Annotated in this window: 11 protein-coding genes; 1 reads left to right on the top strand and 10 read right to left on the bottom strand. The window is 48.8% G+C overall.

The window, feature by feature from the left end:
* Positions 1-78: 78 nt before the first annotated feature.
* The 9 genes from I1H34_RS21255 to I1H34_RS21215 all read right to left on the bottom strand — a co-directional run bounded on the left by I1H34_RS21255 (position 79) and on the right by I1H34_RS21215 (position 10,952).
* A complete protein-coding gene (locus I1H34_RS21255; protein WP_212662927.1) occupies positions 79-513 on the bottom strand; it encodes a hypothetical protein in 435 nt (144 codons plus the stop codon).
* 191 nt (positions 514-704) lie between these two features.
* Positions 705-1,637, bottom strand: a complete 933-nt coding sequence (locus I1H34_RS21250) for a cation diffusion facilitator family transporter (RefSeq protein WP_212662926.1) — start codon at positions 1,635-1,637, stop codon at positions 705-707.
* Between the two features lie 85 nt (positions 1,638-1,722).
* A complete protein-coding gene (locus I1H34_RS21245; RefSeq protein WP_212662925.1) occupies positions 1,723-4,194 on the bottom strand; it encodes an ATP-dependent Clp protease ATP-binding subunit in 2,472 nt (823 codons plus the stop codon).
* A 228-nt stretch (positions 4,195-4,422) separates the two neighbouring features.
* Positions 4,423-5,028, bottom strand: coding sequence for a GNAT family N-acetyltransferase (locus I1H34_RS21240; protein ID WP_212662924.1), 606 nt, complete (start codon positions 5,026-5,028; stop codon positions 4,423-4,425).
* Positions 5,029-5,073: 45 nt separating this feature from the next.
* Complete coding sequence (locus I1H34_RS21235; protein ID WP_212662923.1) at positions 5,074-6,843, bottom strand: tetratricopeptide repeat-containing S1 family peptidase; 1,770 nt, start codon at positions 6,841-6,843, stop codon at positions 5,074-5,076.
* Between the two features lie 126 nt (positions 6,844-6,969).
* Positions 6,970-8,673 carry an ABC-F family ATP-binding cassette domain-containing protein gene (locus tag I1H34_RS21230; RefSeq protein ID WP_212662922.1) on the bottom strand — a complete coding sequence of 568 codons (1,704 nt, stop codon included), beginning with the start codon at positions 8,671-8,673 and terminating at the stop codon, positions 6,970-6,972.
* Positions 8,674-8,786: 113 nt separating this feature from the next.
* Entirely contained in the window at positions 8,787-9,236 is a 450-nt protein-coding gene (aroQ, locus tag I1H34_RS21225; RefSeq protein WP_212662921.1) for a type II 3-dehydroquinate dehydratase, read from the bottom strand.
* 147 nt (positions 9,237-9,383) lie between these two features.
* On the bottom strand, positions 9,384-9,512 hold the full coding sequence (locus I1H34_RS21220) for a DNA topoisomerase I (protein WP_212662920.1): 129 nt from the start codon (positions 9,510-9,512) through the stop codon (positions 9,384-9,386).
* A gap of 180 nt (positions 9,513-9,692) precedes the next feature.
* On the bottom strand, positions 9,693-10,952 hold the full coding sequence (locus I1H34_RS21215) for a competence/damage-inducible protein A (RefSeq protein WP_212662919.1): 1,260 nt from the start codon (positions 10,950-10,952) through the stop codon (positions 9,693-9,695).
* A gap of 129 nt (positions 10,953-11,081) precedes the next feature.
* On the opposite strand from I1H34_RS21215, the gene I1H34_RS21210 reads away from it, so the two are divergent.
* Positions 11,082-11,555, top strand: a complete 474-nt coding sequence (locus tag I1H34_RS21210) for a hypothetical protein (protein WP_212662918.1) — start codon at positions 11,082-11,084, stop codon at positions 11,553-11,555.
* Positions 11,556-11,577: 22 nt separating this feature from the next.
* On the opposite strand, the gene I1H34_RS21205 is transcribed toward I1H34_RS21210, so the two are convergent.
* Complete coding sequence (locus I1H34_RS21205; protein WP_212662917.1) at positions 11,578-12,627, bottom strand: glycosyltransferase family 4 protein; 1,050 nt, start codon at positions 12,625-12,627, stop codon at positions 11,578-11,580.
* Between the last annotated feature and the right edge of the window lie 39 nt (positions 12,628-12,666).

Below are 12,666 nucleotides of genomic sequence, written 5' to 3'. Positions count from 1 at the left end.
TTACTCTTTATGGGGCTTACCGTTCATCACCCTAACAAATTATTACAAATTATGTCAAATCCTCCCAATTGATGACTTTTATAACAAGACTCCCATCCGTCGTAACCGAGTTAACCGAGTCGAAATCGCCCCGCCATGCAGTGGAGAGCCTTGCTTGGTATGGAGTAAACAACAGCTAGGACTGACTGAGAGGGATCTGATTTCCAACTCACAGGCCAAAGGGGGATGATTAAGTGAAAGAGGGCTGGATGCTGCAGGGATAGTCTGTTCGCCTGGAATGAGCTTCCCCAACAATTTGCTGGCTGTTGGGTCCGAGACTGGAAGCTGAATCTGATCTGACCACCCTTGCCAGAAAGGTTTTAACTTAAAGGGCGAGGACTGTTTCTTTTTGGATTGTTTGGGCTGAATCTTTTGCAGAGTATTGGCTGTGCTGAGGGCTAGAAGTAACCCTAACCACCCCAAACTCAACCCTAAACACAGCCATACCATCGTCATTGCCAGGTCAAGATTCATATGCTCAACTCCTAGGAATTCAGATTTTGCAGATCACTGTACAACATCTGACTAGATAGACTGAATTCTTGTGCCTGAAGGTTACGGAAAATGAAGTATCAGACGGTTGATGGCTTCTAGAGTCAATGGATGTGGCAATTCAAGATAGTTTGGTTAGATTTTGTGTTGTAGTAGAGTCTGCATCTCAAGAGTTAGGATTTTTTCTGCATCTCTATACAAATGTCTGATAGATAAGGAATTTCTTGTTGGAGGTGAGTACGAAGCTGGTTTGCGATCGCATCCCCGTCTCCAACACTCATCTCAGGCTCTACTGCCAGACAAACCTGAGCATAAAGCTGATGTCCCATCCATCGGGCCTTTAAATTTGTATAGTCATATTCGGCAAGGGCCAGCTGTAATTGCTCTGTCGTTCCAGGCTCAATGCCATCTAGTAACCGCGTCAAAACGGTCTGGCCAGAATCCCAAACAATATGCAGTAAAGCGAAAGTAATCCCTAACCCCACCACTGGATCAGCCCAAGGGTAGCCCAGCCATAACCCTATGGCACTGATGACCACTGCTAAGCTGACAAGCCCATCAGTGCGGGCATGATATCCATCTGCGACTAATGCTGCACTACCAATTTCCTTGCCGACTCGGATGCGAAATAGAGCAATGGATTCATTGCCGATGAAACCGATACCGGCTGCGATCGCAACGGCTCCCAAGTGCTCCAAAGGTTGAGGATGGATAAATCGCTGAATCGATTCATATCCCGTAGCTACGGCGCTAGCCGCAATAATCAGAATGATCATGACGCCAGCTAAATCTTCAACTCGACCATAGCCATACTGGAATCGACGGCTAGGGGCCAATCGTCCCATCCAAAAGGCAATGCCCAAGGGTAAAGCACTAATAATATCGCCGACGTTGTGGAGTAAGTCAGCCAAGAGGGCCACACTGCCAGAAAGATAAACCGCACCCACTTGGAGTAAAACCGTGATGAGCAGTCCCGCCGTAGACCATTTGACGGCCCACAAGCCCCGTTCAGAACTCGCCAAACTGGGATCGATAACGCCGTGACTGTGAGTACAGGAATCATGGTCGTGGTGATCGTGGTTGTGGACAGGGGTCTCTGCAGTCATAGATCGTCCTGGGCGTTATAGAGGTAGTAACAAGAAAGGGAAACCCTTTCGGATTTCCCTTTTTCAGCAATGAGCAGGTCGTTGATTATTCTGCGGCTTGAGGCAGCAGTTCCCGTTTTTCAGCCGGGGCAATCTTGACTTGCTGATTTTCGTCGACATCAACGATGGCAGTATCGCCTTCCTTCACCCGACCCGAGAGAATCTCTTCGGCCAAGGTGTCTTCCAGCAAGCGCATAATGGCCCGACGTAAAGGACGTGCCCCATAACTGGGGTTGTAGCCCTCTTCCACCAAACGCTCCTTAAAGCGCTCCGTGATTTCCAAGGTGATGTTCTTTTCTTCTAAGCGGACGAAGACTTCCTTCAGTAAGAGCTCAGAAATTTCTTTAACTTCAGCCTTGTTGAGCTGACGGAAGACAATGATTTCGTCTAGTCGGTTCAAGAACTCAGGTCGGAAGTAGCCCTTCAGCTCTTCGTTAACCAAGGAGCGAATCCGATTGTATTGGGAATCCGCTTCATCCTCGGCGAATTCAAAGCCAAGTCCACCGCCACCCTTCTCAATCACCTTCGACCCGATGTTCGAAGTCATGATCAGCAAGGTGTTCTTGAAGTCCACCGTCCGTCCTTTGGCATCGGTCAAGCGACCATCTTCCAAAATCTGCAGCAGCATATTGAAGACATCAGGGTGGGCCTTTTCAATTTCGTCGAAGAGGACCACGGTGTAAGGACGTCGTCGAACAGCCTCAGTGAGCTGTCCACCTTCGTTATAGCCAACATAGCCAGGAGGTGAACCAATCAACTTGGAAACCGTATGACGCTCCATGTACTCAGACATATCCAAGCGAATCATGGCTTCTTCCGCCCCAAAGAAGTAGGTTGCTAGAGCCTTAGTTAGCTCTGTCTTGCCCACCCCGGTCGGACCAGAGAAAATGAAGCTAGCAATGGGACGATTGGGATTCTTCAAACCCACACGAGCCCGCCGAATCGCCCGAGAGATAGCGCGTACGGCTTCATCCTGACCAATCAAGCGCTGGTGCAAGGTATCTTCCATATGCATCAGCTTCTCAGACTCAGATTCCGTCAGCTTACTGACGGGAACCCCAGTCCAGGAGGCCACGATATGGGCGATATCTTCTTCCGTTACTTTGGGAGAATCGTCTGTCTTTTCATCACTAGAATTTTTTTTGTTCTGAGCAATGGCTTTGATTTCGGACTTAATCTCCATCTCGCGATCCCGCAGTTCACCCGCTTTATCGAAGTCTTGAGACCGAACTGCATCGTCCTTATCTTTGAGGACCTTGCGAAGTTCCTTGTCTAATTCCTTGGCGGCAGGCGGCAGTTGCGAGTTAATCAACCGCACTCTGGATCCAGCTTCATCAATCAAGTCGATGGCCTTGTCCGGGAGATAGCGATCAGAGATATAGCGATCAGAGAGCTTAGCAGCTGCTTCCAAAGACTCATCTAAAATGCTGAGCTTATGGTGCTGCTCATAGCGTTCGCGCAGGCCATACAGAATTTCGATGGTTTCTTCAACAGAAGGCTCACCCACCATGACAGGCTGGAAACGACGTTCCAGGGCTGCATCCCGCTCAATATGCTTACGATATTCATCTAAGGTGGTGGCACCAATGCACTGTAGTTCACCCCGAGCCAACGCAGGCTTGAGGATGTTAGCGGCATCAATGGCCCCTTCAGCAGCTCCCGCACCGATGAGGGTATGAACTTCGTCAATCACCAAAATAACGTTGGAGGCTTGGCGAATCTCATCCATGATTTTCTTGAGGCGCTCTTCAAACTCACCTCGATATTTGGTGCCGGCAACCAGCAGACCAATATCCAAGGTAACCACGCGCTTCTCTTCCAGGATGTCGGGAATATCTCCATTGGCGATGCGCTGGGCGAGACCTTCTGCGATCGCAGTTTTACCCACACCTGGTTCACCAATCAGGACCGGGTTGTTTTTGGTCCGACGGCCGAGAATCTGAATGACGCGCTCAATTTCTTTTTGACGACCGACGACCGGATCGAGCTTGCCTTCAGTCGCTAGGTTAGTTAGATTGGCCCCAAATTCGTCTAGGGTTGGCGTTTTGGTTCGTCCTTGTCCACCGCCAGCAGAGACTTCTGCTGTTTCACCCAACATGCGGATGACTTGGGTGCGAACCTTAGCCAGGTCAACTCCAAGATTTTCCAGGACACGGGCGGCGACCCCTTCACCCTCACGGATGAGTCCTAAAAGCAGGTGCTCAGTGCCAATGTAGTTATGACCCAATTGACGGGCCTCTTCCAAGGACAACTCGAGAACGCGCTTTGCTCTGGGGGTAAAGGGAATCTCTACCGCAACAAACCCAGAACCGCGACCGATAATTTTTTCTACTTCAACGCGAGCATCTTTAAGATTGACACCCATGGATTTCAAAACTTTGGCAGCCACGCCTGTTCCTTCTCCAATGAGGCCCAAAAGAATTTGCTCTGTGCCGACAAAATTGTGCCCCAAGCGGCGGGCTTCCTCTTGAGCCAGCATGATGACTTTAATGGCTTTTTCTGTAAAGCGTTCAAACATGGCGTTTTCCCACAACCTGCTGCTTGCTGGTAAACCCAATTTTAGCACGATAGATCGGCTGAATTGGTGATTACATAAGGATTCTCACTGAATCGATGAGGAACTTTCGTAAACGAAAAATCCTATTTTTGACCAAAACAGCTTTTTCCTTTGATCCATTGTAGATTTATCTTTCCAACAATTGGGTCATAAATGATCAAACTAGGGTGTGGATATTACGAAATTACTTTAAGAGTCTGCCTTAGCATCACCCCAGATCATCTTTAGACCACTGCATCCCCACAGGGCGAGTTGATGCTCAGTGTCGCGTTGCCATACCTCAAGAGATTGCTGAAATTGAGAGGTCTGTAAATCTCCTTGCCAGAGGATGAGGGCATCCTCACCGTTGTCGTAATAGTGGGGCCGTTGCCCAGCGGTTTTGAACCCCAATTTTTTGTATAGTTTCACGGCTGCCGAGTTGGCAACATTGACTTCTAACGTGGCTCGATTGGCTTGCTCAAGTCTGGCTAATGTTAAGAGTGATGTTAATAGGGCTTGGCCCAGCCCTTGCCCTTGATGTTGAGGATGAATACCCAGCATCGTAATATGGGCTTCGTCTTCGACTCTCCATAGACAACTGATGCCAATCAAGGGATGAGATGACGCTGTCTGATCATCACGGATTGCAGGATTCGAAGCCTCCATTCGCAATCGTAGTCCCAATAAAGTACTGCTCAGCCGGTCCAATTCTTGCTGGTACCCTTGCAAACTCCACCAGCCACCAAAAATCTGCAGATCTAAAGCTACTGCCTCTGCTAAGTCTTGGGCCTTGAGAGGGCTAACCTCAGCCAACATGCTGGGCTAGCCCCTGCTGATCTCGCCTCATTACTCGATCAGCCCCTAGCTTTGGAGAGGACGATAGGACTGCACATACTGGCCGATATATCGTTTTAGATAGCTCTGCATAAAGGTTTGGATAAAGGCCTTCATCTTAGGGCGTAATGCAGGTTGCGATTGCACTTGGTTAATCGCGTTACTTAACTTCTGATAGGAATCTCGGCTGCTCGGATCTTTTGCCAGTTGAACCGCCTGTTGAAGACTGGCAAGAGCTTGTTCGTCATTCCCCGCCTGGAAGTAGGCAATTCCTCGGCTACCATACATATCCGCAAGAGCAACATTGCCAGGCTTGATGCGAATAACTTGATCAAAATCAGAAATGGCCTCTGGGTTATCGCCTTGGGTGAGGCGAATCATGCCGCGGATGGTGTAGATATCACTACTGCCAGTATTGATGCGGATGCCTTCATCAAAGTCCCGTAAGGCCCCTTGATTGTCTCCCATTTGGAAACGCAAAATTCCCCGAACGCCTACAGCTTCTAAATATTTAGGATTGAGCTGAATGGAACGATTCAGATCTTTCAGAGCGCCATCATAATTGCCCAACTGCCACCGGACAAACCCACGAAAATAGTGAACAGCATAGGCATCCTTGAAAGAGGCTTTGAGGTTTAATGCTTGATCGAAATCGGATTGAGCCCCTGATAAATCACTGCGATACCAGCGTACGACTCCCCGAGAGGCATAGCCGATTTCAGGTTTTAGACGAACTGCTTTCTCAACGTCGGATTGAGCCCCGCGAATATTGCCAGTGACCACCCGATATAGTCCGCGAATCCCATAGGCATCTGCTAACTGAGGATCAATCTGGATTGCTTGGTCTAAGTCTGCGAGCGCTCCTGGGCGATCGCCTTGCTGAAACTTGATGGTGGCCCGATCGCCATAAGCACTGGCATAGCTAGGATTTAGACTAATCGCCTGGTTCAGATCCTGCAGCGCCCCTTGGGAATCTCCCCGCTGCAGCTTATCAGTGGCCTGGAGGTAAAAGTCACCTGCCCTTGGTCCTTGGGGCACTGGCGGGCGTGGAGGAATAGAGGGATTGGATGGGCTAGGTGGAGAGGTTGCAAGGTTAGAATCTAACTTAACCCCTATCTGAGGGACCATCGTTGAGAAGGTATCAATGGGAATGCCCAGGTTCGTATCATTTTTGAAGTAGACATTGCCCTGTTGCTGAGCATCAGAGCGACCATGAATTCCGACCAGGGCTCCTTGATCATCTAAGACGGGGCCGCCGCTCATGCCAGGCCGTGTGGAATTGTTATAAACCAGGGCATAGCCATCGGCTAAAGGTTTAGACGAGTTGGCGGTGAGCCGCCCTTCGGTAAATCGGTAAATCGATAAGTTAATGGCTTGAGTCGGTTGTGGAAATCCCGCTACAAAAATGGGCTTCCCTTCTTGTATTTGGGTAGAGTTTCCCAGGTCGGCGACTTTGTAGGTTTTATCGCTTTTAAACTTGAGGACAGCTAGATCAATGCCTGGCAGGCGTTTAACGGTTTGATAGTCTAATTTGTAGCGTTGATCGGTGGGGGTGACAACATCATATTCATCGGGGGTGCCGACGACATGAAACGCAGTGAGAACGGTATAGGTATCGCCATCCCGATTGATAATCACTCCTGATCCTGGATTTTGACCATCGATTAGAACCGTGACTTGTTTCGCAATGCCACTGATTTGATCAGGACTGAGGGATTGGGCAGGTTGAGGTGCAATTGCAACTGCTGCAACCCCAATGAGTGCCACAGTCGGATAAGTAAAATTTTTGAATACCATAATGCTGAAAGATCGCCACCAGACCATACTCTAGCACGGAGAAAAATAGGCCACCTGATGCATTTCAGCAGCATTATGGTGTGTTTTAGGGGGCTAAAACGGTTGAGATTCTACTGCAGGCTACTACTAAACCTTGGCTTTTGCTTTCTTTCGCTTCTTGGTCCGCTTCGCCTCAGCTTTGGCTGCTTTCTCGGCGGCAATCTTATCTTGTTTTGCTTGCTCGGCTGTGGCAGCTATTTTCTCTTGGTAGTACTGATAATCGCCCCGATAGAGAGTCAATTCTCCCTCATTGATCTCCACAATTTTAGTCGCGACTTGTGAGATGAAATATCGGTCATGGGACACAATCACGACCGTGCCGTCGTAATCCTGTAGTGCTGCTTCTAGCATCTCTTTTGCTGGAATATCGAGGTGGTTAGTCGGCTCATCTAGAATGAGTAAGTTGACGGGGCTGAGCAACATTTTGGCTAGGGCCAACCGAGCTTTCTCCCCTCCACTCAGAGCTTCCACTCGTTTGAAGGCAGTTTCGCCACTGAAGAGGAAACGTCCCAAGAGGGTCCGTACCTCTTCATTCTTCCAATCAGGTACCTCATCATGAATGGTTTCCATCACGGTTTTTGAAAGATCCAAAGCCTCTGCTTGGTTCTGCTCAAAATACCCTGGGATGACGTTATGCTCTCCAAACTTGATGGTACCTTCATCGGGTGGCTCTGTTCCCATCAACATGTGCAGGAGGGTGGATTTCCCGGCCCCATTCGGGCCTAAGATGGCCACTCGATCGCCACGCTCTAGCAATAGGTTGGCCCCTAGGAAAAGAATATCGTCTCCATAGGTTTTCACCATATCCTTGACGATGATGACTTCTCGGCCACTACGAGGTGCAGCAGGAAACTGAAACTTTAGGGTGCGGACATCGGCAGTGGGGGCTTCAATTCGTTCTACTTTGTTGAGCTGCTTTTCGCGACTTTTTGCTTGGGTACTGCGGGTGGCACTTGCGCGAAAGCGATCCACATAGGCCTGCTGTTTTTCGAGTTCTTTTTGCTGATGGTCATAAGCACTCAGCTGGGCAGATTGCTGTTCTGTTTTCTGTTGGATGTATGCAGAATAGTTGCCCAAATAAGAGGTAGCCACTCCCCGCTCAGTTTCCACGATTCGAGTACAGAGTCGATCCATAAAGGCGCGATCGTGGGACACAATCACCATGGGGGTCGTGAGTCCTTTTAAATAGGTCTCTAGCCACTCAATGGTTTCTAGGTCCAAGTGGTTGGTCGGTTCGTCCAGTAGGAGAATATCGGGGCTTTGCAGCAGGATTTTACCTAAGCACATCCGCATTTGCCAACCGCCACTAAAGGCACTGACCAATCGGTCTCCATCCTCGGAGCTAAAGCCCATTTCCGGCAAGATTTTTTCAATCCGGGACTCTAGGTTATAGCCATCTAAGGCTTCAAACTGACGCTGTAGCCGGTCCAGCTGATGGATTAAGTCGTCGAGGGTGTCTGGATCAGCACTTTCCATTTGCTGCTGGACTTGCTGCTGCTGTTGCTGAACTTGGTTGGCTTCTGTAAAAACGGTCCAAAATTCTTCCCGTACGGTTCGACTTGTGACAACATCGAACTCTTGGTTGAGATAGGCAATATGAAGGTTGTTGGGACGAATGACCTCTCCCGATGTTGGCTCTACTTCCCCAGCAATGATTTTGAGTTGGGTAGATTTGCCTGCACCATTGACGCCCACTAAGCCAATCCGATCACCCGGTTTTAGCTCCCAATTCACGTCTTTGAGAATTTCGCCCGTGGGATAGACCTTACTAACATGTTCCAGTCTTAGCATTTAGAACTCCGATACCAACTGCAGGCTCACGGAATTCTCCCTCGACAATCCCGGATTTCAGTAACAAAAGTTTATTATAGTCTAGACTTCGTAATGAATCGCCTAGGGCAGGATTAAGTCTGGGTTTGTAAGTGATTAACTAAGGCTTGGAGTCCTAAGGAGTAGCTCTGGGCGCCGAATCCGCTGATTTGACCGACAACGATTGGCGCGATAAAGGAATAATGCCGAAAGTCTTCGCGGCGATAGATATTACTCAGATGAACTTCAACAGCTGGAATAGCGACAGCTGCTAAAGCATCGCGAATAGCGACACTGGTATGGGTATATGCTGCTGCATTGATGACGATGCCGTCATGACAATCCAAGGCTTCCTGAATAGTATCGACTAGGTTGCCTTCATGATTGGATTGATAGAATGCAATATCGCATTGCAGCTTCTCTGCCAGAGATAGCAGCTGCTGATTAATTTTTTCTAGGGTGACTGAACCGTAAATACCGGGTTCACGCTGACCGAGTAGATTTAGGTTAGGACCGTGCAGGACCAGGATGCTAAGACGACTCACAGGAAATCAGCGAAAAGCGCTGGTTAGTCATGACATTCGAAGTTTGCCATCTTTTACGGCTATTTAGCAGCATAAAACAGCAAAGCCCATTAGCATCATTAGATTTCTAAAAAACCTAAGGACGAACTGATAAGTAATAGAAGGAGTCTAATGCCGATCTCGAACAGGGATAGGAATCATCTCTAGTTCAGGCTCAACTTCTGGACCAACCAGAACTTCAACGAGCTTACGAGCAAAATTCTTGATTTTTTCGATGATTTTATCTAAATAGTCCATTGAGTAAATAATCCCTCGCAGTGACGTTGTAACGCATCCGAAAAACTATATGATTGTTTTTACAGATGGTTATAAAACAAAAAATGTTATAACGTTTCTTTAACGTAGCATATTTACTGATTGATTGTGTGGTCTCTGTAACCAAATTACGTGTAAGCCCGGATGTCTACGCTAGCAATTTTATGGTTGCTCTGCCAGCAGTTGGCGACGCAACCGATCGAGGGCATGGGACGTACTCATCTGTCGAACCCAGTCCCGTCCTCTTAACGGACTAATTTGATATTCAAAGCTTTGGGTTCCTTGTGGTCCTGATAATCCGATATATACCAGGCCAACCGGTTTAGTCTCGGTGCCACCTTCTGGACCCGCAATGCCGGTAATGCCAATGCCCCAAGTACTACGAAGTTGAGATCGCACTCCTGCTGCCATCTGTTCTGCCACAATTGCACTCACGGCTCCATACTGTTCAAGATCTGCTGTGTTTACCTTCAGCAAATCTCGTTTGGCAGAATTGGCATAGGAAATTACCCCTCCCAAAAAATAGGTTGAACTACCAGATACACCAGTAAGTCGTTGCCCTAGTCCTCCACCCGTACAGGATTCGGCAACGGCTAGGGTTTCTCCTCTTTGTTGTAGCAGGTTGCCAACTATGGATTCCAAGGTTTCATCATCGGCACCAAAACAGTTCAGTCCGCAAATTTGTCGGATTTGTTGTTCGATGGGTGTAATGACTTGGTAGGCCGTCTCCTGTGAGGTGGCGCGGGTGGAAATTCGTAATCGAGCCTGTCCTTTGCTGGCATAGGGCGCAACGGTGGGGTTGGTTAAGGCTAATAGGGGAGCCACTTGGTCCGCTAGAGTAGATTCGGGAATACCCCAAAACCGGAGGACCCGGCTATAAATTTGGGCGGTCACCCAGTCTGTTAATTGCAGATAGGGTACGGCTGTTTCCTGCCACATCCGATGAAACTCTTTGGGAACACCGGGAAAGGTGAAAATCGTCAGCTCTGGGTGTGGATGCCAAATGATACCAGGGGCACTGCCGATAGGATTAGGTAGGACTTGAGCGCCCTCGGGGAGTAAGGCCTGTTTGTCGTTGGATGGACTGGGCTCTCGGTTGCCCTGGGCAAATTTACGGGCAATATCTTCTAAAATTTCGGGATGGTTGACCAAAGGAGCTTGGAAGAAATCAGCCAAGGTTTCTGTGGTGAGGTCATCTGGGGTCGGTCCCAGGCCACCAGTGAAGATCAGGAGTTGAGAGCGTTGACAGGCTAATGCGATCGCACGTTTGATACGAGTGGGGTTATCTCCCACCACTGTCTGATGAAAATGAGCGATACCTAACCGAGCCAATTCCTGCCCCAAAAACTGAGCATTTGAGTTCAGTACTTCTCCAAGGAGCAGCTCTGTCCCCACGCAAATGACCTCAGCGCTTCGGCTCATACCCTTTAATCTCGTTGACTTATCCTCAACACTGTATCGTTACTTCTAACGTAAATGTGACGAGCTGACTCGGTTTGATAGCTGATTGGGTAAATTAAAGCCAGCGTTTTGCGAAAGAATAGGCCAAACATGTTTGAATCAGGACTTTTTGTCACGACAGCGATTCAGGGGTTGAAGTGGCTACAAGTTTGGCATGAGAAACAGGCCAATCCACCCCATCTTCCTCAACATGTGGTCTTGACCTTCAAACGCTTTAAGGAAGCCTACGATAGTAAGAACGCCTATAAACTCAAGCTATTACTGTCTGACCGCTATCGTGGAGATCTGTTTGGCGTCAGCAGTAAGCGAGCCTATATCAATACACAGAAACGAGTATTTGAGTCTCTCCCATGGTTTATCAATCCCTGTCTTTGCATTAACGTTTACAGCATTGTGGAAGAAACGCCTGAAGCATTTTGTGCCATTATCGATACTCAATCTAAAGCCACCGCATTAGGTGTGCCAATTACAAACTTCGACTCTGCTCCTGTCCGCTGCCGTCTGCAGAAAGAATCGGGCTTATGGATGATTAGAGAAATGTTTGTAGAACGTAGATTGGTTTAATGGGGAGATCCTTGGCTCTTCCTTACGTGCGGGGTTCTTGCAACCGCTGCCAAGCGCGCCAGATGGCATAACACAAGAGTAAAGTCGCTCCAATCGCATAGGCTGTACCTGCAGGAATGCCAGCAATCGCGATGGCTAAGCTGCCGACCCAAAAAACAATGGCATAAATAAGAAGGACACTGCGCCGTTGAGAGAGTCCTGCTTCTAGAAGACGATGGTGAAGGTGACCTTTATCAGCACTAAAAGGAGACTTCCCTCGACGTAACCGGTTAAGAACCACTGTCGACGTATCAAAGATGGGTACTGCCAAGATGACAAAGGGTAAGGCAACTGCGACAGTCGTCACCGTTTTGACCAAGCCAATTACCCCAACGCCTGCCAGGGTAAATCCTAAGAAATAAGCGCCGCCATCTCCCATAAATATCTGGGCAGGGTTGAAATTATAGCGAAGAAAGCCTAAAGCTCCTCCTGCAAGGGCTGCAGCCAACAAAGCTGCCGTTGGTTGGTTCATGAATAAGCTGACCACCAACATCACCACTGCTGAAATTCCTGAGATGCCAGCCGCTAGACCATCTAATCCATCCATAAAGTTGACGGCATTGGCCATGCCCACTAGCCATATTAAGGTCAGGGGCAGACTGAGCCACTCGATATTGATGAGTCCTAAGTCAGAGAAAGGCAATGTGACAAAGTCGATGCGGACCCCAACCCCCCAGGCCATTCCAGCCACCGCAAACTGCATTAACAGCCGCGACCAAGGCGTTAGGGTAAATAAATCATCGGCAAGGCCAATCAAGAAGTACAGCATGCCCCCAATGACCACCCCCCAGACTTCGGAGGCCGATGCGGGTGGTAGGTCACCAAATCCGCCGGAGATGGCAACAATGAGTAGGGCAATTTGGGTCCCCATAAAGATGGAAATACCCCCCAAACGCACCATGGGGCGCTTGTGGACTTTTCGGGGGTCGGGCATGTCTACATAGCCACTCTTTAAACCAATCCTTTTAACGATTGGTGTACTCCAGAGGACCACGAGGGCAGCCACGAGAAAGGCAACCAGATGGTAAGGCATCCGAGATCCTGCTACGTAAAGAAAATTGAGCAAACCATG

It is taken from the genome of Acaryochloris marina S15, from assembly GCF_018336915.1.
GTDB classification, from domain to species: Bacteria; Cyanobacteriota; Cyanobacteriia; order Thermosynechococcales; family Thermosynechococcaceae; genus Acaryochloris; species Acaryochloris marina_A.
The sequence above is the reverse complement of the archived record's forward strand: the minus strand, read 5'-3'. Positions and strand labels throughout refer to the sequence as shown.